This window comes from Micromonospora sp. DT228, assembly GCF_049841595.1.
Taxonomy (GTDB): domain Bacteria; phylum Actinomycetota; class Actinomycetes; order Mycobacteriales; family Micromonosporaceae; genus Micromonospora.
In genome coordinates, this window is the sequence record NZ_JBNCKO010000015.1 from 40,512 (window position 1) to 63,243 (window position 22,732).

Here is a 22,732-nt window from a genome sequence, read left to right on the forward strand (position 1 = left end):
CGACGTAACGGGTGCCGCCCACGAGAGGGGCGGCACCCGTTGCTGGAGGAGACGGGTCAGCGGGTCTCGACGGCCGTCCCGTCCACGGAAGCGCCCTTGCCGGCGGACGCGCCGTTGCCGGCCGGGGCCGACGTCGACGCCGAGCCGAGCCGGGCCAGCAGACCGGCCAGGTCGATTCCGGTCAGGTCACTGCCGAGCTGGAGCCCTTGAGCCACGTTGCCGGCCACCGACTTGGTCAGCGACGACGCGCCGTCGGTCGAGATGACGGTCATCTTGTCGATCGCCCCGATCGGCGCGCTGGCCGCCTCCACCACCTGCGGCAGCACCTTGACCAGCAGGTCCAACACCGCCGCCTCCCCGTACGCGGCGAACGCCTCGGCCTTGCGCGCCATCGCGTCCGCCTCGGCCTCACCCCGGGCCAGGATGGCCGCGGCCTCGGCCTGACCCTCCCGCTCCACCGCCTCGGCGATCGCCGAACGGCGGCGCTGCTCGGCCTCACCCTCCTTGGCGCCCTCGATCGCGTTCGCCTCGGCGAGCGCGGCACGTCGGGCCCGCTCGCCCTCACCGGTGAGCCGCGCCTGCTCGGCGGAGGCCTGCGCGGCGGCGATCACGGACTGCCGCTGCGCGTCGGCGTGCAGCACCGCCGCGGCGCGGGACGCCTCGGCCTCCTGCTCCACCTTGTACCGGGCCGCGTCGGCGGGCTTGCGTACCTCGGTGTCCAGTTGGCGCTGCTTGAGTTCGGCGTTGCGCTCGGCGACCTTCTGCTGCTCGGAGAGGATCGCCTGGTCCCGCTCCGCCTGGGCGAGCGGCCCGGCGGCGGCGGACTTCGCCTTGGCCGCGTCGATCTCGGCCTGGATGCCGGCCTGCTTCAGGGACAGGTTCCGGTTGGCCTCCGCGATGGCCTCCTCGGCGAGCAGGCGTTCCTGCTCCGCCTGCTGCCGGGCGCGCGCCTCGGCGATGGCGGCGTCCTTGAGCACCCGGGCGGCCTCGGGCCGGCCCAGGTCCTGCAGGTAGGAGCCCTCGGCCAGGATGTCCTGAAGCTGGAAGGTGTCCAGCACCAGACCCTGGTTGGTCATCGAGTGCTCGGCCTCCTCGGCGACCGCGCTGGCGAACGCCGCCCGGTCCCGGATGACCTCCTCGACGGTGAGGCGGCCGACGATCGACCGCAGCGCGCCGGCCAGGACCTCCCGGGTGAAGTTGTCGATCTCGTCCTGCTGGTGCAGGAACCGCTGGGCGGCGGCCCGGATCGCGTCCTCGGTGCCGCCGACCTTGACGATCGCCACGCCGTGCAGATCGGCGCGGATGCCCTGCTTGCTGACCGCGCCCCGGATGCCGACGTCGATCCGTCGGCTGGACAGGTCGAGCGACTGGAGCTTCTGCACCACCGGCAGCACGAAGACCGAGGCGCCCAGCACGACCTTCTGCCCGGAGTTGTCGGTCGACCGGCCGCCGTCGGCGGTCTGCGTGGTGCGGCCCTTGCGGCCGGTGACGATGAACGCCTCGTTCGGCCCGGCCACCTTGATCCGGGAGAGCACGAAGAGCACCAGGATGAGCGCGAGGACAATCGCGCCACCGATGGCGATGAGCAGGGCCATATCAGGAGTCCCGTCTACGAGGAGGAGATCAGTAGGTCTCGACGTGCACGCTTGTCTCGCTCAACGCCTGCACGACGAAGACCTGGGCGCCGATCGGGATCGGCTGGTCCGCGCGGGCGCTGAGCTTCACCGGTTGGCCGGCGAGGCGAACGCGGACCTCGCCGTACCCGTTGGCTGGCACCGGGGTGACGACCAGGCCGAGCGCGCCGACCAGGTCGTCACGGGTGGGGGTGGGATCGGTGCGCATGTTCCGCGCCGCCCGGCTCAGTCGGGACGCCAACCACGCGGTGGGCACGGCCGCGAGCAGGCCGCCGGCCGCCGCGCCCGCGATCAGTGCGGGGGTACGCGCGCCGAGCAGCTCGTTCACGATCGCCCCGCCGAACCCGAACGCGCCGGCGAACCCCGCGACCGTCTCGGTGGAGATCGGGCCGTCCACGTCGGCGTGCCCGAAGTGCAGCAGCTCGCTGCCGAGCAGGGCGAGCGCCAGAACTCCGACACCCGCCCCGCCGATGATCAGAAAGATGAGCGTTCCCGTGGCCACGACCCGCACGGTATCGACGTCGTGCAAAAGTCGATGATCGGCCGAACGGCTCAGCGTGGTGCCACGCTCACCTCCAACTCGGCCAACTGTTCGGGCAGTGGCTGGCGGATCAGCTCACGACCCGCCGTGTCGGCGAGCACGAAATCGCCCGACTCCTCCGGCAGCCGATAGAGCAGCCGGTCGTCGCCGACCCAGGTGACGTCGGCGGTGGGCAGCGGGTTGACAACCTGCCCGGTGGCCGTCTCCACCAGCAGCGGCTCCTGCTGGCCCTGGACGACCGCCAGGGTGCCGTCCGGCGACCAGGCCCACGGCCCGGCCGGGTCACCGGGGAGCGGCTCGAACCGGGTCGGTAGGCCGTTCTCGGCGGAGAACATCTGCACGCCGCTGCGTGGGTGGCGGGCCGACTCGGACCGGGCCTTGCCCTGGGCGGTCTGCTGCAGTGCCACCTCCCGGCCGTCCCGCGTCCAGACGAAGAAGCAGTGGTCGGTGCAGAAGTAGCGCTGCCGGGACACCGGGTGGGTGCGCTTCGTGCCGTCCCGCTCGACGACGACGAAGCCGAAGTGATCCCTCTGGTCGGTGGTGAACAGCAGGCGCCGACCGTCCGGTGACCAGGCCGGGCGGGTCAGGGCGCGGCCGACCTGGTGCCAGCGGGTCTTGCGGGTGGCCAGGTCGATCAGACCGACCTCGCGTGGACGGTCCTCCTCGACGACGGCGACCAGCGAGCCGGTCGGCGCGGGATAGATACCGTCGTAGCGGTCGGTGGCGACGTAGCGGCCCCGGCCCTGGCTCCGGTCCAGCAGAAAGCCGTTGCCCGACCCACCGGTGAGCTGTGCCCGGGTCACCACCCATTCGCCGGGCAGGACCAGGGGCGCAACGGTCCAGTTCGCACCGGGGGTGGGCCGGACCGACGGCGACGGGCTGGCGGTCGCGGGCGGCGTCGCCGGTGGCGTCGCGGGGAGCGACGCCGGGCGGGGCCGGAGCAGCACGAACGGCACGGCCACCCCGACGACCGCGACCAGGGCGGCCGCGCCGGCGGTCAGCCGCCGCCGCCGACGCAGCCGGCGACCCCGACCGATCGCGCGGACGGCGAGGTCCGGAGCGGGCGCGGCGCCGTCGGCGAGGTCGCGTACGGCCCTGCGAAGCGTCTCGTCCAGTCGCGCGGTCATCGCGTCACCTCCGAGCGGCTGGTCAGCTCGTTCAGCCCTGGCACCAGGCGCCGGAGCCGTGCCAGTGCCTTGGCACTCTGGCTGGCCACCGTGCCGGCACGGCAGCCGAGCAGCGTCGCGGTCTGCTCGACGCTCAGGTCCTCCAGGTAGCGCAGGGTCAGTACGGCCCGCTGCCGAGGTGGCAGCGCCCGCAGCGCCTCCAGCAGCAGCAACCGCAGGTCGGCCTCCTGGCCGCCGTCGCGGTCCGCCGGCCGCTCCGGCAACTCGGCCACGGGCACCTCCACGCGCCGTGCCCGTCGACGCCAGCCGGATACCTGATCGTGGTAGAGGATGCGCTTCACATACGGCTCGGCGTCACCCCTGATCCGCGGCCAGCGGGCGTACGCCTTGGCCAGCGCGTTCTGCAGCAGGTCCTCCGCCGCGTGCTGATTGCCGGCCAGCGCGTACGCGACGCGCAGCAGAGCGGCGCCCCGCTCCCGAACGAACATGGTGAACTCCCCGTCGGTCTCCGCCACCGTCCACCTCCGTAGCTCAGACGCCCGGCGGAGAGGAAACTTTGCCTCGCCGCGCGGGACAATGTCGGGATGAGGTGGACTGTGCTCGACTCGCCGATCGGAGAGTTCTCGGTCGGCACCGAGGCCGAGGGTGTTCGTGCGGCGCACTTCGGCAGGGTGGAGTCGGCGACCGACGAAGCCGGTGACGACACCGCCCGGCAGGCCGTCGCCGAGCTGCGGGCGTACTTCGCCGGTGAGCTGACCGCGTTCACGGTGCCGATGTCGCAGCCGGGCGGCTCGGCGTTCGAGCGGGCGGTGTGGCGGGAGATGACCCGCATCCCGTACGGCGAGACGCTTACCTACGGCGAGGTGGCGCGTCTGCTCGGCGATCCCGGGGCGGCACGAGCGGTGGGCGTGGCCTGCAACCGCAACCCGATCCCGGTGCTCGTGCCGTGCCACCGCATCGTCGGCGCGGGCGGCAAGCTGGTCGGCTTCGGTGGGGGTCTGCCCCGCAAGGTCAAGCTGTTGGAGCTGGAAGCCGGAGTAGCCCTGCGACACGCCTGGTCCTGACCCCGTCGGACGACCTCCGCGCCCCGGATGGACATGTGACGGCTGTTACACATTTCGTTACCCCGCCCTCCGCGTCTGACTTTCGCGTTCTGCCGTTGATCGGTGCGCGGCTTGCCAGCGGCCGCCGAGATCAGCAAACGAGGAGGTAGAAGCAGTGCCAAGCGTGGTTGACGTGCCACCGGAGGAGTTATACAAAAGTGGTATGGCCTTCACTCTGACGCTCAAGCCCGAAGTCGAACAGCGCCTCAAGGAGCTTGCCGAGGCCGAGCGGCGGTCGATGCACAAGACCGTGGAGGTGGCGATCCAGGAGTACCTCGAACGTCAGGAGCGCAACGAGTGGACCCGTCAGGCCGCCCGGCGGGTCTTCGAGGAGGACGCCGAGTTCTTCGAGATGTTGGGGGACCGGTGATTCAACCGTGGCCGGAGCCGGAAGACCTGTTGATCCTTCTGTCCGAGCACACCGGCCCGCAGAGTCGCGTGCGGGACGGCGGCATCCTCGTCGCTGCGGCGAATCGTCCACACGCCCGGGTCCTGGGGAGTGCCGTCTACCCCACCGTGCTGGACAGATCGGCGGCACTGCTGCACGGGTTGATGGTGTGGCGCCCACTCGACATGTGGAACGCCGGGCTCGCCTGGGCGGCGATGCGGATCTACCTCGTCCGCTCCGGCGTGACGCTGAATATGCCGGCCAAGGAGCGGATGGCGTTGACCGATGCGCTGGTCAGCGGTGAGGTGGACTCGGTCGACGAGTTGGCGCTGCGGCTGTCGCCGTACCTGGAGATGGCGGGCTGAACGCGGCGAGGGCCGGGTCCCGACGGACCCGGCCCTCGGCCGTGCTTGCCGCTCAGCGGGTCAGCGCTCGACCTCACCGGCGATGAACTCCTCGACGGCCTGGTGGGCGTCGTGGTCGGCGTACTGCACCGGCGGGGACTTCATGAAGTACGACGAGGCCGACAGGATCGGGCCGCCGATCTTCCGGTCCAGCGCGATCTTCGCGGCGCGGACCGCGTCGATGATGACGCCGGCCGAGTTCGGCGAGTCCCACACCTCGAGCTTCAGCTCGGCGTTCAGCGGGGTGTCACCGAACGAGCGGCCCTCCAGGCGGATGTACGCCCACTTGCGGTCGTCCAGCCACGGCACGTGGTCCGACGGGCCGATGTGCACGTCGCTCTTGCTCATCTCGTGCGGGATCTGCGAGGTGACCGACTGGGTCTTCGAGATCTTCTTCGAGACCAGCCGCTTGCGCTCCAGCATGTTCATGAAGTCCATGTTGCCGCCGAAGTTGAGCTGGTACGTGCGCAGCAGCTCGACGCCGCGGTCCTCGAAGAGCTTCGCCAGCGCGCGGTGCACGATGGTGGCGCCGACCTGGCTCTTGATGTCGTCGCCGACGATCGGCAGGCCCGCGTCGGTGAACTTCTGGGCCCACTCCGGGTCGGAGGCGATGAAGACCGGCAGGGCGTTGACGAACGCGCAGCCGGCGTCGATCGCGGCCTGGGCGTAGAACTTGGCGGCCTGCTCGGAGCCGACCGGGAGGTAGCAGACGACGACGTCGACCTGCGCGTCGCGCAGCGCCTGCGCCACGTCGACCGGGGTGGCGTCGGACTCCTCGACGATCTCGCGGTAGTACTGGCCCAGACCGTCGAAGGTCGGACCGCGCTGCACGCTGACGCCGGTCGGCGGCACGTCGCAGAGCTTGATGGTGTTGTTCTCGCTGGCGACGATCGCCTCCGCGAGGTCCATGCCCACCTTCTTGGCGTCCACGTCGAACGCCGCGACGAACTCCACGGTGTTGACGTGGTAGTCGCCGAAGGCGACGTGCATGAGACCCGGGACGCGGTCGTTCGGGTTGGCGTTCCGGTAGTACTCGACGCCCTGAACCAGGGACGAGGCGCAGTTACCCACACCGACGATGGCGACGCGGACGGAGCCCATAGCGTCTGCCTCCTTCTTTTCTGTCACGGCCGCTCATTCCTGGTCTCTCCAGGCGGAGGCGGGCTGTTGTCTTCTCGTCGGCCGCCGGCCGTCCCGATGTCCGGGACCGTCGGGGCTCGGCCGGAGCGCTCGTTGGCGATGAGCTCCTCCAGCCAGCGGACCTCGCGCTCACAGGCGTCAAGGCCGTGGCGCTGTAGTTCCAAGGTGTAAGCGTCGAGGCGCTCGGCTGCCCGGCCCAGCACGTCGCGAAGCCCTTCGCGACGCTCCTCGATCTTGCGGCGGCGACCCTCCAGAATGCGCAGTCGGGTCGCCTGGTCGGTACGGGCGAAGAACGCGAAGTGCACCCCGAAGCCCGTGTCGTCGTACGTCTCGGGCCCGGCCTGTGCGATCAGCTGGGCGAAGCGTTCCTTGCCGTCCGCGGTGATTTTGTAGACCACCCGACCTCGTCGGCTGGTCAGCGCGGGAACCTCCTCGGCAGTGGCGGGTGTCTCAGCAGCTTCGGTGATCCAACCCGCCGCCTGGAGCCTGCGTAGGGTCGGGTAGAGCGAGCCGTAGCTGATCGCCGCCCGGATCGCGCCGAGTTTGGCGGTCAGCTCCTTGCGCAGCTCATAGCCATGCATCGGAGACTCCTGCAGGAGGCCGAGGATGGCGAACTCGAGCACTGGCCACCCTCTCTTTTCTCCTCCGGCGTGGAGCGGTAACCGCCGCGATGTATCGGACCGATACATCGCACGTTAGCGGGTCGCGCCGGCCAGGGCAAACCCCCGATCCGAGACGCCCTCGTCACGGATCGTGAGCATGGTCGCCTGCTCGGGCCGGACCGCGTACCCTTCTCCGCATGCGTACGCAGCGCCAGGTCGTGGACTACTCGCTTCAGAAGCGAGCAGTGCTGCGTGAGCTCCTGGCCGGCCGGGTCGGCACGTACGACGTCTGCGACGCGTCGCCGTACCTGAAGAACGCCGCCCGGTTCCACGGCGAGCCGACCGACCGGCGCTGCCCGATCTGTCGCAGTGAAAACCTGACCCTCGTCCACTACATTTACGGCGACGAGCTCAAGCAGTCCGCCGGGCAGGCACGGACACTTACCGAGTTGCCCGTGTTGGCGATGACGCTGCGTGAGTTTCAGGTCTTTGTGGTGGAGGTGTGCCTCGGCTGCGACTGGAACCATCTCGTCGAGCAGTACCTGCTCGGCCGGGACGGTCTGACCGGCGACAGCGACGGCACCGGCGAGCAGAGTGTGGCGGCCGCGGACGGTGCAGGTCGGCGGAGGCGAGAGGCGCAACGGTGATCGCAGCTGGTTGGACCGGCCCCGGGGCCATCGACAGAACCCGGGACGGCCAATCGCTCGATAGTCCGATTGGCCCGATTGATACGGCATTGACTTCGGCGAGGCGGCACCCCCGTGCCGCTGTCCCGGGTGAAGCAACTCACGGCAACCCGGTGGCGGCGCAGTCGCGCCCCACCGCGACCGGCAGGGTGTGAGGAATGAACTCGTACGGCGATCCCAGTTCTGCGCGCGGACGGGCCCAGTACCCGGGCCCGGCGGGCGACTCCGGGGCGGGCGCGGACGACGCGTACCGCCGGCCCGGCGGTGACTCCCGCGGAGGTGGCTGGTCGGCCTCGGAGGGCGGAGCGGCAACACCGGGTCGCGCCTCGGTGACGCCGCCGGCCGCCGGTGGGCGGGCCACGGTCGGCGGATCGGCCTCGGTGCCACCGCGCGGTGGCGCGGCGGCCGGATCCGCCTCGGTGGGCTCGGCGGCCCCGGGCCGACCGGGACGTGCCTCCGTGCCGGTGTCCCCGGCACCCGGAGCGGCCGCCGGCCGCGCCGGCGCCGGACGGGCCTCGGTGCCGGTGTCCCCGGCACCCGGAGCGCCTGCGGGTCGGGCGGTGGTCGGTGCCGCCTCGGTGGGATCCGCCTCGGCGGGGCGCGCCAGCGTCGGCTCCGCGTCGGTGGGTGGCCGGGCGGCGGTCGCCCGAGCGAGTGTCTCCCCGGTCTCCGGTGGGCCGGGTGGGCCGGGTGGACCCAACGGTCCCGGTGGACCCAACGGCCCGGGCCGGGGCGGTCGTGGTGCGGGCGGCGCGGGCGCGGCGCGGTCGAAGAAGCGCAAGCGGATGAACCTGCTGATCGCCGGAGTCGCGATCTTCATCATGCTGGCCGGTGTCGGCGTGGTCGGGTTCACCTACTACTCGACGAACGTGGTCATGCCCAACGAGTTGCCGCTGCCGCTGTCCACCACCGTGTACGCCAAGGACGGCAAGACGCAGTTGGCCAAGCTGGGCAGCGAGAACCGCACCTTCGTCACCATCGATCAGATCCCGGTGCACGTGCAGCACGCGGTGGCTGCCGCCGAGGACCGCAACTTCTACCGGCACTCCGGCGTCGACTACAAGGGCATCGTCCGGGCCGGATGGAACAACATCTCCGGTGGCGACAAGCAGGGCGCCTCGACCATCACCCAGCAGTACGCCCGCAACGCGTTCGAGAATCTCCAGGACGACACGTACGGCCGGAAGGTGAAGGAAGCGATCCTCGCCTCCAAGCTGAACGAGAAGTACGACAAGCCGCAGATCATGCAGCACTACCTCAACGTCATCTACTTCGGACGCGGCGCCTACGGCATCGAGGCCGCGGCGCAGACCTACTTCGGCAAGCCGGCGAAGAACCTGTCCGTGGGCGAGGGCGCGGTGCTCGCGGCGGTCATCAAGCAGCCGCGGCCGAGCGCCACTCACAAGGGCTTCGATCCGGCGGAGAATGCGCCGGATGCCAAGTCGCGGTGGGACTACGTGATCGCGGGCATGAAGAAGGAAGGCTGGGTGGACGCCGCGGGAGAGCCCGCGTCGCCGACCGAGTACCCGAAGGTGCTGCCACCGAAGAAGGGTGGGAACGGGTTCGGTGTCGACAGCCCACGGGGCAACGTCATCAACTACGTCCGTGAAGAGATGGACGCGATGGGCCTCTGCTCCGACAGCGGCGCGGAGGGCAAGAGAAGCTGCGTGGACGCGCTGCGCGACGACGGCTACCGGATCACCACCACCATCGACCCGAAGCTGCAGGCCGCCGCCGAGAACACGGCTATGCAGTCCAAGAAGGGCTCCGAGCTCAACGACCAGCCGAAGAACCTGATGGCTGCGGTGGTGTCGATCGACCCGTCGAAGGGTCGCGTGCTCGCCTACTACGGCGGTGACAGTGGCGCCGACTTCGACTACGCCGGCAAGAACACCGACAAGAACGGCGACCTGACCGGTGGCCACCAGCCGGGCTCGTCGATGAAGGTGTACACCCTGGCCGCCGCCATCGAGGCGGGCATCTCGGTCAAGTCGCACTGGGACCCGACGCCGTACAAGCCCAAGGAGTCCAGGGACACGATCGGCAATGCCGGCCGCACAAACCTCAAGTGCGGCAAGTACTGCACCCTGGAAGAGTCGACGATCCAGTCGTACAACGTGCCCTTCTACTGGGTCGCCGACACGCTCGGTGCGGACAAGGTCGTCGACATGGCCCGGAAGGCCGGCGTGACCACCATGTGGGGCGTCGACCCGCCGCAGGCCTTCGACCTGTCGAAGAAGGGGCCGAACCCGTTCGACCAGTACACCGGTTTCGGCAAGTACCCGATCACCGTGTTCGACCACGCCAACGCCATGGCCACCTTCGCCAACGACGGCAAGTACATCAAGGCCCACTTCGTCCTCAAGGTGGAGCAGCAGGACACGGACACCGGCAAGTGGAAGGTCGTCGGCAGCGAGCGCATCAAGCCGGAGCAGCGGATCCCCAAGAAGGTCACCGACGAGGTGACAGGTGTCCTGAAGCAGATCCCGCGCCCCAACAGCATCTCGCTGGAGAACGGCCGCCAGGCCGCCGCCAAGACCGGCACCTGGGAGTACGACAAAGAGGACAACTCGCACGCCTGGACGGTCGGCTACACCCCGCAGAACGCCACGGCGGTGTGGGTGGGCAGCCGCGACCCGAAGAAGCCGCAGATCCGGCTCGCCAGCGGCAAGGACATCGGTGGTTCGACGCTCCCCGGCCCGATCTGGGAGAAGTACATGAACGCCGCCCTCAAGGGCCTGGAGGAGATCCCCCTGCCCAACGTCACCGGCGAGGGTGACGTCACGAAGGGCAACGGCAAGGAGCCGCCGCCGACCCTCCCGGGTCTGCCCGGTCTGCCGGGTCAACCGGGCTGCGACCCGCTGACCGACCCGTTCTGCACGGTCCCGGGCGGCAACCCCGGCGGTAACCCGGGTGGTAATCCCGGCGGGCCCGGTGGGCCGGGCGGGCCCGGTGGACCAGGCGGTGGCGGTGGTGGCGGCGGAGTGCTGCCCGGCGTACCGCCCAACCGCGACTGACCCGCAGCTCCACACGACGCCGCCGCCGGCCGGACGATCTGTTCGGCCGGCGGCGGCGTTTCCGTACCCAGATCTCTCCGCGTCGGGACAGGACGGGTACCCCGGTCATACGGCAGGATGCCTTTTCATGAGCACCCAGTCGACGCCCGGCATCGACGACGCCGGAACCACCGACCACCCGTCCCGGTCCGACGGGTTCGTCCGCGGCCTCTCCGGCGCCATCGGCGGCCCACTGGGCGACCACGCGACCGCGCTGGACCGGCCAGCCGGCCAGGAGCGACGCTTCTGGACCGCCGTCCGGATCGTGCTGGCCCTGGCCTGCCTCACCCTCGCGCTGCACTGGGTGCAGAAGTCGCCCTGCCAGGACGGCGCCTGGCAGAACAACGTCCAGTACAACCGGTTCTGCTACACCGACGTCCTCGCCCTCTACTACGCCGAAGGGCTCAACGAGGGCAAGGTTCCCTACCGTGACCACCCCGTGGAGTACCCAGTACTGACCGGCTACTTCATGGGCGCGCTGGGCCTGCCGGTGCACGCCGTGGGTGACGGCGACCCGAGCATCAACCAGGGCCAGTGGTTCTACAACCTCAACGCGCTCGTGCTCGGCGCGCTCGCGGTCGCCACGGTGGCGGTGATCCTGGCGCTGCGCCGCAGACGACCCTGGGACGCCGCGTTGTTCGCACTCGCCCCGGCGCTGGTGCTCACCGCGACCGTCAACTGGGACCTGTTGGCCATCGGGCTGGCCGCCTTCGGCCTGCTGGCCTGGGCCCGAAAACGACCTGCGGTCGCCGGCGTCCTGCTCGGGCTGGCCGGCGCGGCGAAGCTGTGGCCGCTGTTCGTGCTCGGGCCGATCCTCGTCCTCGGACTACGGGCCGGCCGGCTCCGTGCCGCACTCACCGCCGTCGGCACGGCGGTCGCCGCCGTGGTGCTGGTGAACCTGCCCGCCGCACGGGCCTACCCGGACAACTGGGACCGGTTCTTCGAGCTGAACACCACCCGGCCGATCGACTGGGGCACCCTCTGGTACATCGGGCGCTACCTGGACGGCAAGGTCGGCAACGACCCCGGCCAGCTCGGCCCGTTCGAGTGGCTGAACGCCAACATCCCCACCCTCAACAACCTCTCGTACGCGCTGTTCGGGCTGGCCTGCCTCGGGGTGGCCGTGCTGGCGTTGCGGGCCCCGCGCCGACCGCGGCTGGGCCAGCTCGCCTTCCTGGTGGTCGCGGCGTTCCTCATCTTCAGCAAGGTCTGGTCGCAGCAGTTCGTGCTGTGGCTCCTGCCGCTCGTGGTGCTGGCCCGCCCGAAGTGGGGAGCCTTCCTGGCCTGGCAGATCGCCGAGGTCTGCTACTTCGTCGCCTTCTACGGCGAGCTGCTCGGCGCGGCGACCAGCCGCCCGGTCTTCCCGGAGGGGGTGTTCGTGCTGGCCTCGACGTTGCGGCTGACCACCGTGGTGGTGCTCTGCGTGCTGGTGGTCAAGGAGATCCTGCACCCCGAGCGGGACGCCGTGCGGGCCACCTACGCGGACGACCCGGACGGCGGTGTGCTCGACGGCGCACCGGATGCGCCGTGGCTGGACCGCTGGCGCCGCCGCCCCACGACAAACGAACCCGAACCCGAGCCCGCCGCGGCTACCTGACAGTCGGGCCGAACTCGGCCCGCACCACGTCAGGGGTTTTCGGGGGAGCCACCCGGAGCCGGTTGGGCTCCCCCGAAAACCCGCCCCGAAGCGTCAGAGGCGATAGACGACAGCGTCGCCGACTTCCTGCCGGGTGATGCCGAGCGACTCGACAGGCGCGTCGATGGTGATCTCCCACGGCGTGCCGGCCACCTGGCCGCGCAGCAGCACCACCGTCCGGACGCCGAGCGTGCGCAGGTAGTCGACGCTCGTCTGGTTGGGGAACGACTGGCTCACCCGACGGACGTCGTCAAGCTGACGGGGTGTGAAGCCGCTGCCGCCGTTGACCACATCGGGGAACCCGCTGGTCGACCAGAGCATCACGTGCTGGTCCAGGTTCTGACTGCTGGGCAGCACCAGCAGAGGCCCCTCGGCCGCCCGCAGCGCGGACGGCTGGGTCGGCACCACCGGGTGCGGGGTGTTGTTCAGGCCCTCGACGGTCACCAGCAGCAGCGGCAGCAACGTGGCCATCCGCAGCCACGGCCCCGGCCACGACGGGATCCGCTGCGCGGTCAGCTCGCGGACCCGGTCGGTGAGCGCGGTGACCGCTCCCGCCGCGAGCAGGCCCAACAACAACGTGGTCCACAACATCAACCGACCGGGGGTACGCAGAGCACTCCAGCCCGGCAGGTGCTCGAAGAGTGGCACGTAGGTGAAGGTGCCGTCGAAGAAACGGGTGCCCATCGCGAAGGCCATCGTCACCAGCACGCCGGTGAGCAGCAGGAGTCGGTGCCGCAGCCGCCAGACCGAGAAGAACAGCCCACCCAGGGCGAGCGCGTAGAGCACGTAGCCCGGCAACAGGGTCATTTCCGGGTGCCACGGCAGCGCCGCACGGGCACCCTTGTGTAGTCCACCCCAGATCAACGACTCCGCGGGTGACGTCACGAAACCCGACGCCGGCGGCGAGAAGACGCCGACGTCGTCGATGGTGCGCTCGGCGTACGGGTGTAGCTCGGTGACCCGGAAGAACGGGAGCGCCAGGAGCACACCCACACCGGCGAACAACACCCCACCGAGCACGTTCGCGACGAACAACCGGCGACCGAAGGGCACGGCCTGGCGGGTGCGCAGCCGCCGCGCGAAGAAGAGGACGACGGCGACGAGCACCACGCCACCCAGGAAGTACGCGAACGGCAGCCCGATGCCGAAGCCGAGGCTGAGCTGCCAGGCCGCGACCAGCCAGCCGCCGTAGACCCAACCGTCGTGGCGCCGCTCGGGGCGGTAACCGTGCCGCAGAGACCAGCCGTGCCCGCGCGCCAACATCGCCAACGCCAGCGGAATCCCGCCGTTGGAGAGCACGTGCAGGTGCCCGGCCTGGGACAGCAACCACGGCGCGTAGGTGTAGGTGACACCGGCGACGGCGGCACCGATCCGACCGGCGCCCAACTGCCGAGCCAGGGCGTACGCCCCGAACGTGGCGAGCGCGTGCGCCAGCACGAACATGATGTTGTAGCGAAGGATCGCGTCCGCGGGGCCGCTGCCGAGCATCCCGGCCGGGGCGTACCCGAGCAGCGTGTCGGAGAACGCGAAGCTCCACAGCTCGGGGAAGAACGTGTTGGACTGCCACAGGTGCGCCGGGTCGGTCAGCAGGATGTGCCCGGACCAGGCCATTTGCCAGGCCTGCAGGCTCGGGTCCCAGTAGTCCTGCGGGAGCGTGTAGCGCGGGTAGCGCAGCGTCGGCCAGGTCATCAGCACGGCCAGCGCCAGCGAGCCGAGGGCGGCAAGCGTCCACTCGTGGATCAGGAAGCGGCCGACGGCCCGGCCGGCCCGGCTCACGATTGACGGTTTCGGCTCCGGAGCGGAGGCGAACGCCTCCCAGCGATCCGGGTCGGCCGGCTTCGTCTCGCCATCCGGACCGTTGGCGTCGCTCGCCTTCGCGCTCTTGGCCGTGCCACCGCTCGTGGCCGCGTCGTCCTTCGAGTGGCCGTCCTTGACCGGGTCGCCGTCCTTGACCGGGTCGCCGTCCTTGACGGCGCCGGCCTTGGCACTGTCCCCCTTGGCCGCTTTGCCGCGCCTGGTCAGGCGACTGATCCAGCCGCGCTTCGGTGCGTCCGTACCGACGACGGTCTTGGCCGTGTCGCTGGTCTTGGCCGTGTCGCTGGTCTTGGCCGTGTCGCTGGTCTTGGCCGTGTCGCTGGTCTTGGCCGCGTTGTCTTTCGCGGGAGCGGGTTCGATGTCACCGCTGGCGCCCGTGGGCCTGCCGTTCGGCGCCGCTTTGGGCTTCGCGCCGTCGGTCGGTCGCGGGGGCCGCTCGGGGCTTTCCGTGGTCGTCGCGGCCGATGCCTCGGCGGACTCGGACGCCGTGTCGGTGCCCGAGCTGTCGGCCGGCTGGGTCGGGCTGGCCGTCGTGGACGCGGTGGCGGGTTGGTTCTCGGCTTTCGCGCCGGCGGGGGCGGGCCTGGCCGCACCGGTCCCGGGCTGTCCGGTCGTCATGCTACCGGGCTCTCCGTCCCGAGCTGCTGACGGAGGAAGTCGATGTCGGCGGTCTGACCGGCCACACCTCCCGGTGTCTCGACGACCACCGGCGCCCCGGCCGCCCGAATCACCGCCACCACCAGTTCCGGGTCGATCGTCCCGCCGTCCAGGTTGTCGTGCCGGTCCTGGCCGGAGTTGAACGCGCCCTTGGAGTTGTTGGCGTGGATCAGGTCGATCCGTCCGGTGATCGCCTTGACCCGGTCGACGAGCCCGAGCAGCTCCTCGCCGCCCGCGTACGCGTGGCAGGTGTCCAGGCAGAAGCCGACCTCGTGGTCGCCGATGGCCTCCCAGAGTCGGGCGAGCGCGTCCAGTCGGCGGGCGCACGCGTTGTCGCCCCCGGCGGTGTTCTCGATCAGGACCGGCACGCCGAAGCCGCCGGAGTCGGCGGCGTACGCGAATGTCTTGCGCCAGTTGTCGAAGCCGACGGCCAGGTCGTCCCCGGCGTTGACGTGCCCGCCGTGGACGATCAAGCCCTTGGCGCCGATGGCCGCGGCAGCGGTGGCATGCCCGAGCAACAGCTTCCGGCTCGGAATCCGGATGCGGTTGTTGAGGGTCGCCACGTTTATGACGTACGGCGCGTGCACGTAGAGGTCGACCTCTGCCGCGCGCAGCCGCTCGGCGTCTTCCCTGGGCTTGGGCGCCTTCCACCCCTGAGGGTCGGCGAGGAAGAACTGCACGGTGTCGGCGGACCGGGCGGCCGCCTCCGCCAGCGGGTCGGTCGAGTCGACGTGGGCTCCGATACGCATGCGAGCGAGCCTACGTCGCGGGCCTGACCGCCGCCGCGACGGTCGGGGCGGTGTCGCAGGCCGTTGACGTCACCGCTCGGACCGACGGTCGTTGATGGGATTGAGCCGGCGACCACAGCCGGGTCAGCCGGCGGTGCGAGCGCCGCGTACGGCGACCGGGGTCGACGGCCGACAGCGAGGTTGCCTCCGCCACGCGGCCCGGCGCGGCGGGGGCGGCCCCCTCGTCCAGCGGATTCGACCGACGAAGAATCCGGAAAATTTGTGCTTTTTGCTCCGACAAGGTACGAGGGCTGTTGTATCGTCAGATAACAACACGATAAAGCTCCGCGGGGCGTCTCCGGTCCAACCTCATCGGTGTGGTCGTTCCTCCCCAGGTCCCACCCAAGGAATGCGGACGGGACGCCCCGCGGCCTCGTTGGACGGGGGTCCACCACCGATCGGTAAACGGTCGGGCGGTGGACCCCCGTCAGCGTGTCCGGGTGCTGAACCGACCGCCCCGGGCATGATCGTTCGGACCGGGTATCCTGGTCCGGTTGTCCGCGTTCGGCCGGGTTCCCTCGGCGCGTGCGGGCAGCGACACAAGACCTCCTGCCACGGAAGGACCGTGGCCGCTTAGCCCACAGGAGGTGAGCACGTCTTGCGTCACTACGAACTAATGGTCATCCTCGACTCCAGCCTCGAGGAGCGCACCGTCGCACCGTCGCTCGACACGTACCTGAACGTGATTCGGACCGCGGGTGGCTCGGTTGAGAAGACCGACGTGTGGGGCCGTCGGCGCCTCGCGTACGAGATCAACAAAAAGGCCGAGGGCATCTACGCCGTCATCGACCTGCAGGCCACGCCTGCTGCGGTGGCCGAGCTGGACCGTCAGCTGCGCCTCAACGAGTCCGTGCTGCGCACCAAGGTCATCCGACCGGAAATGCGCTAGAGCATCCAACCCCGGTTCGTCCGGATCAGCCTCCGCGACTCTGTCGTACGGCTCTGCGAGCCTGTACGACGAGACGCTGAGTGCGCGAGGAGATGGTCATGGCAGGAGACACCACCATCACGGTCATCGGCAATCTGACCGATGACCCCGAGTTGCGGTTCACCCCCTCCGGGGCTGCGGTCGCCAAGTTCCGAGTCGCTTCGACGCCCCGTTTCATGGACAAGGCGTCGAACGAATGGAAGGACGGCGAGCCGCTGTTCCTCGCATGCACCGTGTGGCGGCAGGCCGCCGAGCATGTCGCCGAGTCGCTGCAGCGTGGCGCTCGGGTGATCGTGTCGGGCCGGCTGCGTCAGCGGTCGTACGAGACCCGCGAGGGTGAGAAGCGCACTGTCATCGAGCTTGAGGTCGACGAGATCGGCCCGTCGCTGCGCTACGCCACGGCGAAGGTGCAGAAGATGTCCCGCTCCGGCGGCGGTGGCGGCGGCTTCGGTGGCGGCGGTGGCGGCGGTCAGGGTGGCGGCGGAGGCAACTTCGACGACCCCTGGGCTTCGGCTGCTCCCTCTCCCTCTCCCGCGCGTGCCGGTTCGGGCGCCAATTTTGATGAGGAGCCACCGTTCTAATGGCGCCTAGCGCTCGCGATCGCAAACCAGGAGCACGTGCAACGGCCAAGGCTGCGGCACTGCGCAAGCCCAAGAAGAAGGTGAACCCGCTCGACAAGGACGGGATCGCCTACATCGATTACAAGGACACCGCGCTGCTGCGCAAGTTCATCTCCGATCGCGGCAAGATCCGCGCTCGTCGGGTGACCGGCGTTACCTCGCAGCAGCAGCGCCAGATCGCCCGTGCGGTCAAGAACGCCCGTGAGATGGCGCTCCTGCCGTACACGGCCACCACCCGCTGAGAGGAGGCACCGATATGAAGATCATCCTGACTCAGGAAGTGTCCGGCCTCGGTGCCCCGGGCGACGTCGTCGAGGTCAAGGACGGCTACGGCCGTAACTACCTGCTCCCGCAGGGCTTCGCGATCGCCTGGACCAAGGGCGCGGAAAAGCAGGTCACGGTCATCAAGCGGGCCCGTGGGGCTCGCGAGATCCGCGACCTCGACCACGCCAACGAGGTCAAGGCTCAGCTCGAGGGTCTCAAGGTCAACCTGAAGGTCCGCGCCGGCGACGGCGGACGGCTCTTCGGCTCGGTCACTCCGGCCGAGATCGTCGACGCCGTCAAGGCGGCCAGCGGCCCGGTCCTCGACCGTCGCCGACTGGAGGTGGCCGGTCACATCAAGTCGACCGGCACCTACCCGGTGAAGATCAAGCTTCACCCCGACGTGACCGCGTCGTTCAACCTGAACGTCCTTCAGGGCTGACGTCCGCAACACCACCACGAGGGCCCGCACCGAGCTATCGGTGCGGGCCCTCGTGCGTAGGTCGTCCGCCCTCGCTCCCGCCCGCGGCCCGGCGCGCCCGCGGCCCGGCGCGCCGGCCGGTCAGCCGATCGGCTGACCGGTCACCGCGCTGATCAGCACCGTGGACAGGCCGCCGCCCACCACCGCCGCGGCGAGCGCGATTGTCGCCGAACGCCAGGTCGTGCCCACCCGACGCAGCAGCGCCGCCACCACCAGACTGCTCACCAGCGCCAACCCGAAGCGCGGCGAGCCAGCCAGCAACGACTCCAACGCGCGGGACCGAGGCGAGTCGCACCCACCCCCGCTGATGTCCGTCACACAACCAGCCGGCGCCTGACTGTCCAAGGTCAACAACCACACGAAGATCAGCACCGCCGGCGTCAGATAACAGGCCGCCGTGTACAGCAGCGGCCGGAAGGGCCCACCCGGATCCGGGTCGAGCAGGTCGTCCTCCAGGCGGCGAGCCCAGGCGCCCGTGGCCGCCGACTCGACCCGCCGACGCACCGACGCCGTCCCGGCGGCCGGCCGATCCGCCCGACGCCGTGGCGCACCCACCGGCGGCACCGCCGTGCTGCGCGGCCTCGGAGCCGTGTAGCCCACCACCGGCGAGCGGGGCGCAGACGGCAGCGGATCCGTCCACCGGGGATCATCGCCGGCCAGCCGAGTGCCGGACCAGAACCCGTCGTCCCGGGCCGGCCAACCCTCCGCCGCGGCACCCCGGTCGGAGCGCGGCGGCAGTGTCTGGTCCCACTTGTCGTCCTCGATCGCGGACCGCTCCCACTGACCGGTGCGGTCGGACCGCTCCCAGCCACCGACGCTCTCCACCGCCGACCACTGCTCGCTCAGATCCGTGCCGTCCGCACCCGGCCCCGGCGGCCACCCGTGCACCCCAGAGGCGTCCCACGGATCCACCGCGGGCGGGTACGACGGCTCGGGCTCAGCCACCCGACCCGACCCACGTGCCCACGGGTCGGCCGCCGGCCGGGACCACGACTCCTCCGCCGCACGGCGGCTGCGCCGGGTGGGACGGCTCACCTCCGGGCCCGGCACCGGCTCGCTCGGAGCGGACTCCAGATCCCCGCCCGACCAGACCACCTGCGGGCGGCCGGCCGGCGCGCGACGGGGACGGCGGTCCGGGACAGCACCGGAAACCGGCTCGTCCTCCCCGGCGTCGGCGCGTCGGCGGCCGGCGTACCCCTGCTCCTGCGGACGGTCGAGCGTCCACTCCCGGGTGTGGTCCGACTCGGGAGCCGCGCCGATCGCCGTCTGCTCCCGCCAACTCGTGTCGCTGCCCCGCCGCCGGCTGCCCGACGACTCGATGGACCGCCGGCCGGCACCGGAACTCGGCCGCTCGGGCTCGCGTTCGGGCTCGTCCTCGTCGTCGTCCGGTGCAGCATGGCGACCGCCGCCGTCAGCGTGCCGAACACCCGACTCCAGCGCCCACCGGGGCAGGTAGGCGTCGACGGGCTCGTCCTGGCCGCGGTCCAACGCGCGCCGCCGGCTGGAGGTGCGGTAGCGACCGTCCTCGTCGTACGGATCAACCGGAAGAGACGCCGCGCGCTCACCCCACGAGGCGGTCGGCTGGCGCTCGCGCGGGCTGCCATCCCCGCGTCCCCAGTCCCGGTAACTCACGGCCGGAGTGTGACCCTTCTGAACCGAAAGCGGAATCCGCTGTCCAGGTGTAGCCGTTCGCTGGAGATAGTACGGGACGATCGTGTCACAGGCCCGACCGAAATATTCTCCTCCACAGGCTGGGGAGCACGTTTTCGCAGGTCAACGGGCTAAGGTCAAGAATTCCCCAATGGTTATCCACAGGCTGTGCACACCCTGCGCACATCATCGCCACCGGCGTCCACAGGTTGTCCCGAGGCTTGTCCACCGGCGTTGTTGAGTCTCTGACCTCGGGGTCCGTATGGTTGGCCCCCGACCGCCGGCGCGATGGCCCCCGATCGACCGGCCCGGTCGGACGGAACCGTCAGACCCCAGTGGTAGAGCTGGAATCAGATCCGACGCAGTGGAGGGGGACCCGTGTCGGTCACCGACGACAGGCGGGCGGAGTCACGATCCGGTGGCGGCCAGCCACCCGCGCCGCGAGACGGCCAGTTCGACAAGACCCCACCCCAGGACGTTGCCGCGGAGCAGTGCGTCCTCGGCGGCATGCTGCTCTCCAAGGACGCCATCGCCGACGTCGTCGAGATCCTCAAGACCAACGACTTCTACCGGCCGGTGCACGCCACCATCTTCGACATCATCCTCGACATCTACGGCCGGGGTGAGCCGGCCGACCCGATCACCGTGGCCGCAGCCCTGACCGACTCCGGCGATCTGGCCCGCATCGGCGGCGCGCCCTACCTGCACACCCTCATCGCCAGCGTGCCCACCGCGGCGAACGCGGCCTACTACGCGCGCATCGTCAGCGAACGCGCGGTGCTGCGCCGGCTGGTCGAGGCCGGCACCAAGATCGTGCAACTGGGCTACGGCACCGCCAGCGGCGGCAGTCGCGACGTCGACGACGTCGTGGACCTCGCCCAGCAGGCCGTCTACGACGTCACCGAACGGCGGGTCAGCGAGGACTTCGTGATCCTGGCCGACATGTTGCAGCCGACGCTTGACGAGATCGAGGCGGTGGGCGCGCAGGGCGGGATGATGACCGGCGTACCGACCGGCTTCAGCGACCTGGACCGACTGCTCAACGGCCTGCACGCCGGACAGTTGATTATTGTCGCTGGCCGGCCCGGTCTGGGAAAGGCGCTCGCGCTCGACACACCCCTGCCGACCCCCGATGGCTGGACCACCATGGGCGAGGTCAAGGCCGGCGATCAACTTCTCGCGGCGGACGGCAGACCCACCACTGTCACACACGCCTTCGACGTCATGCACGACCGCCCCTGCTATGAGGTGGAGTTCTCCGACGGCACTGTCATAGTGGCCGACGCGGAGCACCTGTGGAAGACGACCAGCCGAGCGAGCCGGCGACAGGGGCCGGCGCGGCAGCGGCGGCACTGGCCCGAGTCGTCGTTGGCCAACGTGCGTACGGCACACGACAGGCTCGGTGCCGCGCACAACCAGCCGATCACACTCTTCGACACGATCGCGCAGGTTGGGCCGGAGTTCCGACACGTCCTGCACACCGTTGCCCAAGAGGTCGGGTCGATTGGCCGGATCAGCCGCTCCATCGTTCGCGGCGGTAGGACGCGGAACTGGACCGCCCCCGGTTATCCGTCCGGTTCCCTCCTGACCGCACTCCTCAATCGGGCCGAGCGGGCGGTCAACGCCGACGCTCGGGCCGACCACGACGGTGTCGTCACTACCGCGCAGATCGCGGCCACGCTGCGTACGGGCACTGACCAACGGCTCAACCATGCCGTCCTGAACAGCGCTCCTCTCCACCTTCCGGATCGGGATCTGTTGGTCCCGCCCTACACCCTGGGGACCTGGCTCGGCGACGGGCACAGCGACGCCAGCCGCTTCACCACGGCAGATCCGGAGATGGTCACACACGTCGAGGCGGACGGCTTCGTCGTGCGGCCCAGCGGGCCGATGATCTACACCATTCTGCTGCAGCCCACGTCCGCTGCTCCGGGAAACGGAGTCTGCGTGGACTGTGGCGTTTCCACCAGGGCGTTGCGTGAGAACTCAGCGACCAGGAAGTCTGCCGACTGCCGTCACCGGAACGGTTCCTTCCTCGGCCTGTTGCGTCAGGTCGGGGTAGCGGGAAACAAGCACATCCCGGGTGTCTATCTGCGCGCCTCGGAGGCTCAGCGCAGGGCGTTGCTCGCTGGGCTGATGGACACCGATGGGACCGTCGCCCCCTCCGGCAACCTGCAGTACACGTCGACCTCGAAGCGGTTGGCGGACAACGTCCGCGAACTCATCGTCAGCCTCGGTTACCGCTGCACGGTCAACGTGAAGCCGGTCCGTGGTCGCACCCCCGAGTCGTCCGTCGCGTACACGTTGAACTTCTCCACACCGGATGTCGTCTTCCGCCTCAGGCGGAAGCAGGACGCGCACGCCGAGCGCTGCCACACCACCTCCGACGTGCGGACGACGTCGCGGTTCATCGTCGACGTCCGCCCGGTCCCCAGCGTGCCGGTGCGGTGCGTGACTGTTGATAACGACGATCACCTGTACCTGGCCGGCCGGGCCATGATCCCGACGCACAACAGCACGGCTAGCATGGACTTTGCCCGAAATGCTGCTATTCGCGCCAATCAGGCTGCCGCGATCTTCTCCCTGGAAATGAGCAAGGTCGAGATCGTCATGCGACTGCTCTCCGCCGAGGCGCGGGTGCCACTGCACGTGCTGCGCAGCGGGCAGCTCTCCGACGACGACTGGACCAAGCTGGCCCGGTGCATGGGCGAGATCAGCGAGGCGCCGCTCTTCGTCGACGACACACCGAGCATGAACCTGATGGAGATCCGGGCCAAGGCCCGGCGGCTCAAGCAGCGGCACGACCTCAAGATGATCGTCGTCGACTATCTCCAGCTGATGACCTCGCCCAAGCGCACCGAGAGCCGCCAGCAGGAGGTCGCCGACCTGTCCCGTGGCCTGAAGTTGCTGGCCAAGGAGGTCGAGTGCCCGGTGATCGCGGTGAGCCAGCTGAACCGTGGCCCCGAGCAACGTACCGACAAGCGACCCCAGTTGTCCGATTTGCGGGAATCTGGGTCAATTGAGCAAGATGCCGATGTTGTCATACTTCTGCATCGTGACGACTACTACGACAAGGAGTCGCCGCGGGCGGGCGAGGCGGATTTCATAATCGCCAAGCATCGGAATGGCCCCACCGACACGGTTACCGTCGCGGCCCAGCTGCACCTGTCCCGCTTCGTCGACATGGCCATCGGCTGACCGGCGCGGCACCCGCC

The 22,732-nt window shown here is 70.0% G+C and carries 21 protein-coding genes; 11 read left to right on the top strand and 10 right to left on the bottom strand.

Going from position 1 to position 22,732, the window contains the following annotated elements; translation table 11 throughout:
* Window positions 1-56: 56 nt before the first annotated feature.
* From ACLQ29_RS25825 to ACLQ29_RS25840, 4 genes are read right to left on the bottom strand one after another with little or no spacing between them, the layout of a single operon-like run.
* Complete coding sequence (locus ACLQ29_RS25825) at window positions 57-1,595, bottom strand: flotillin family protein (protein WP_425774045.1); 1,539 nt, start codon at window positions 1,593-1,595, stop codon at window positions 57-59.
* 28 nt (window positions 1,596-1,623) lie between these two features.
* Window positions 1,624-2,145, bottom strand: a complete 522-nt coding sequence (locus ACLQ29_RS25830; RefSeq protein WP_425774177.1) for a hypothetical protein — start codon at window positions 2,143-2,145, stop codon at window positions 1,624-1,626.
* A 41-nt stretch (window positions 2,146-2,186) separates the two neighbouring features.
* The gene (locus tag ACLQ29_RS25835; protein ID WP_425774046.1) at window positions 2,187-3,302 is read right to left on the bottom strand and encodes a TolB family protein; all 1,116 of its coding nucleotides are present in this window, start codon (window positions 3,300-3,302) and stop codon (window positions 2,187-2,189) included.
* Window positions 3,299-3,790 carry a SigE family RNA polymerase sigma factor gene (locus ACLQ29_RS25840; protein ID WP_425774178.1) on the bottom strand — a complete coding sequence of 164 codons (492 nt, stop codon included), beginning with the start codon at window positions 3,788-3,790 and terminating at the stop codon, window positions 3,299-3,301. Before ACLQ29_RS25840 ends, ACLQ29_RS25835 begins: the two co-directional genes overlap by 4 nt.
* 96 nt (window positions 3,791-3,886) lie before the next feature.
* Here ACLQ29_RS25840 and ACLQ29_RS25845 point away from each other — a divergent pair, with 96 nt between their 5' ends.
* The 3 genes from ACLQ29_RS25845 (at window position 3,887) to ACLQ29_RS25855 (ending at window position 5,158) form a co-directional block, all read left to right on the top strand.
* Entirely contained in the window at window positions 3,887-4,366 is a 480-nt protein-coding gene (locus ACLQ29_RS25845) for a methylated-DNA--[protein]-cysteine S-methyltransferase (protein ID WP_425774047.1), read from the top strand.
* 202 nt (window positions 4,367-4,568) lie between these two features.
* Window positions 4,569-4,775, top strand: coding sequence for a ribbon-helix-helix protein, CopG family (locus tag ACLQ29_RS25850; RefSeq protein WP_425774048.1), 207 nt, complete (start codon window positions 4,569-4,571; stop codon window positions 4,773-4,775).
* Window positions 4,772-5,158 carry a hypothetical protein gene (locus tag ACLQ29_RS25855; protein WP_425774049.1) on the top strand — a complete coding sequence of 129 codons (387 nt, stop codon included), beginning with the start codon at window positions 4,772-4,774 and terminating at the stop codon, window positions 5,156-5,158. The genes ACLQ29_RS25850 and ACLQ29_RS25855 overlap by 4 nt, the downstream gene beginning before the upstream one ends.
* Window positions 5,159-5,218: 60 nt before the next feature.
* On the opposite strand, the gene ACLQ29_RS25860 is transcribed toward ACLQ29_RS25855, so the two are convergent.
* Together ACLQ29_RS25860 and ACLQ29_RS25865 are read right to left on the bottom strand one after the other, a co-directional pair.
* Window positions 5,219-6,298, bottom strand: coding sequence for an inositol-3-phosphate synthase (locus ACLQ29_RS25860; RefSeq protein WP_393365019.1), 1,080 nt, complete (start codon window positions 6,296-6,298; stop codon window positions 5,219-5,221).
* 23 nt (window positions 6,299-6,321) lie between these two features.
* Window positions 6,322-6,960, bottom strand: a complete 639-nt coding sequence (locus tag ACLQ29_RS25865; protein WP_393365016.1) for a PadR family transcriptional regulator — start codon at window positions 6,958-6,960, stop codon at window positions 6,322-6,324.
* Between the two features lie 176 nt (window positions 6,961-7,136).
* Here ACLQ29_RS25865 and ACLQ29_RS25870 point away from each other — a divergent pair, with 176 nt between their 5' ends.
* Window positions 7,137-7,586: a DUF5318 domain-containing protein gene (locus ACLQ29_RS25870; protein ID WP_425774050.1), complete on the top strand. Its 450-nt coding sequence runs from the start codon at window positions 7,137-7,139 to the stop codon at window positions 7,584-7,586.
* A gap of 139 nt (window positions 7,587-7,725) precedes the next feature.
* Here the strand turns inward: ACLQ29_RS25870 and ACLQ29_RS25875 are convergent, their stop codons facing one another.
* Window positions 7,726-8,448 (bottom strand): hypothetical protein, encoded by a 723-nt coding sequence (locus ACLQ29_RS25875; RefSeq protein ID WP_425774051.1) that lies wholly within the window; start codon window positions 8,446-8,448, stop codon window positions 7,726-7,728.
* Between ACLQ29_RS25875 and ACLQ29_RS25880 the strand changes: the two genes are divergently transcribed.
* On the top strand, window positions 8,411-10,642 hold the full coding sequence (locus ACLQ29_RS25880) for a transglycosylase domain-containing protein (RefSeq protein ID WP_425774052.1): 2,232 nt from the start codon (window positions 8,411-8,413) through the stop codon (window positions 10,640-10,642). The genes ACLQ29_RS25875 and ACLQ29_RS25880 overlap by 38 nt on opposite strands.
* A 127-nt stretch (window positions 10,643-10,769) precedes the next feature.
* Complete coding sequence (locus tag ACLQ29_RS25885) at window positions 10,770-12,278, top strand: glycosyltransferase family 87 protein (RefSeq protein ID WP_425774053.1); 1,509 nt, start codon at window positions 10,770-10,772, stop codon at window positions 12,276-12,278.
* A 93-nt stretch (window positions 12,279-12,371) separates the two neighbouring features.
* On the opposite strand, the gene ACLQ29_RS25890 is transcribed toward ACLQ29_RS25885, so the two are convergent.
* Window positions 12,372-14,750 (bottom strand): hypothetical protein, encoded by a 2,379-nt coding sequence (locus ACLQ29_RS25890; RefSeq protein WP_425774054.1) that lies wholly within the window; start codon window positions 14,748-14,750, stop codon window positions 12,372-12,374.
* Window positions 14,747-15,538, bottom strand: coding sequence for a deoxyribonuclease IV (locus ACLQ29_RS25895; RefSeq protein ID WP_425774055.1), 792 nt, complete (start codon window positions 15,536-15,538; stop codon window positions 14,747-14,749). Before ACLQ29_RS25895 ends, ACLQ29_RS25890 begins: the two co-directional genes overlap by 4 nt.
* A gap of 637 nt (window positions 15,539-16,175) precedes the next feature.
* Between ACLQ29_RS25895 and rpsF the strand changes: the two genes are divergently transcribed.
* The 4 genes from rpsF (at window position 16,176) to rplI (ending at window position 17,828) form a co-directional block, all read left to right on the top strand.
* Window positions 16,176-16,466 (top strand): 30S ribosomal protein S6, encoded by a 291-nt coding sequence (gene rpsF / locus ACLQ29_RS25900; RefSeq protein WP_036391391.1) that lies wholly within the window; start codon window positions 16,176-16,178, stop codon window positions 16,464-16,466.
* A gap of 80 nt (window positions 16,467-16,546) precedes the next feature.
* Window positions 16,547-17,086 carry a single-stranded DNA-binding protein gene (locus ACLQ29_RS25905; protein ID WP_030487687.1) on the top strand — a complete coding sequence of 180 codons (540 nt, stop codon included), beginning with the start codon at window positions 16,547-16,549 and terminating at the stop codon, window positions 17,084-17,086.
* Window positions 17,086-17,367, top strand: a complete 282-nt coding sequence (gene rpsR / locus ACLQ29_RS25910; RefSeq protein WP_051723758.1) for a 30S ribosomal protein S18 — start codon at window positions 17,086-17,088, stop codon at window positions 17,365-17,367. Before ACLQ29_RS25905 ends, rpsR begins: the two co-directional genes overlap by 1 nt.
* Window positions 17,368-17,381: 14 nt before the next feature.
* Window positions 17,382-17,828: a 50S ribosomal protein L9 gene (gene rplI / locus ACLQ29_RS25915; RefSeq protein ID WP_425774056.1), complete on the top strand. Its 447-nt coding sequence runs from the start codon at window positions 17,382-17,384 to the stop codon at window positions 17,826-17,828.
* 120 nt (window positions 17,829-17,948) lie between these two features.
* On the opposite strand, the gene ACLQ29_RS25920 is transcribed toward rplI, so the two are convergent.
* On the bottom strand, window positions 17,949-19,499 hold the full coding sequence (locus ACLQ29_RS25920) for a hypothetical protein (RefSeq protein ID WP_425774057.1): 1,551 nt from the start codon (window positions 19,497-19,499) through the stop codon (window positions 17,949-17,951).
* A 396-nt stretch (window positions 19,500-19,895) separates the two neighbouring features.
* Here ACLQ29_RS25920 and dnaB point away from each other — a divergent pair, with 396 nt between their 5' ends.
* Window positions 19,896-22,715: a replicative DNA helicase gene (gene dnaB, locus ACLQ29_RS25925; RefSeq protein WP_425774058.1), complete on the top strand. Its 2,820-nt coding sequence runs from the start codon at window positions 19,896-19,898 to the stop codon at window positions 22,713-22,715.
* The last annotated feature ends 17 nt before the right edge of the window (window positions 22,716-22,732 follow it).

Coding starts and splice junctions, on each gene's coding strand:
- ACLQ29_RS25825 (WP_425774045.1), bottom strand. CDS start 1,595: ATGGCCCTGCTCATCGCCATCGGTGGCGCGATTGTCCTCGCGCTCATC.
- ACLQ29_RS25835 (WP_425774046.1), bottom strand. CDS start 3,302: ATGACCGCGCGACTGGACGAGACGCTTCGCAGGGCCGTACGCGACCTC.
- ACLQ29_RS25840 (WP_425774178.1), bottom strand. CDS start 3,790: ATGTTCGTTCGGGAGCGGGGCGCCGCTCTGCTGCGCGTCGCGTACGCG.
- ACLQ29_RS25845 (WP_425774047.1), top strand. CDS start 3,887: ATGAGGTGGACTGTGCTCGACTCGCCGATCGGAGAGTTCTCGGTCGGC.
- ACLQ29_RS25850 (WP_425774048.1), top strand. CDS start 4,569: ATGGCCTTCACTCTGACGCTCAAGCCCGAAGTCGAACAGCGCCTCAAG.
- ACLQ29_RS25860 (WP_393365019.1), bottom strand. CDS start 6,298: ATGGGCTCCGTCCGCGTCGCCATCGTCGGTGTGGGTAACTGCGCCTCG.
- ACLQ29_RS25870 (WP_425774050.1), top strand. CDS start 7,137: ATGCGTACGCAGCGCCAGGTCGTGGACTACTCGCTTCAGAAGCGAGCA.
- ACLQ29_RS25880 (WP_425774052.1), top strand. CDS start 8,411: ATGAACCTGCTGATCGCCGGAGTCGCGATCTTCATCATGCTGGCCGGT.
- ACLQ29_RS25875 (WP_425774051.1), bottom strand. CDS start 8,448: ATGATGAAGATCGCGACTCCGGCGATCAGCAGGTTCATCCGCTTGCGC.
- ACLQ29_RS25885 (WP_425774053.1), top strand. CDS start 10,770: ATGAGCACCCAGTCGACGCCCGGCATCGACGACGCCGGAACCACCGAC.
- ACLQ29_RS25890 (WP_425774054.1), bottom strand. CDS start 14,750: ATGACGACCGGACAGCCCGGGACCGGTGCGGCCAGGCCCGCCCCCGCC.
- ACLQ29_RS25895 (WP_425774055.1), bottom strand. CDS start 15,538: ATGCGTATCGGAGCCCACGTCGACTCGACCGACCCGCTGGCGGAGGCG.
- rpsR (WP_051723758.1), top strand. CDS start 17,086: ATGGCGCCTAGCGCTCGCGATCGCAAACCAGGAGCACGTGCAACGGCC.
- rplI (WP_425774056.1), top strand. CDS start 17,382: ATGAAGATCATCCTGACTCAGGAAGTGTCCGGCCTCGGTGCCCCGGGC.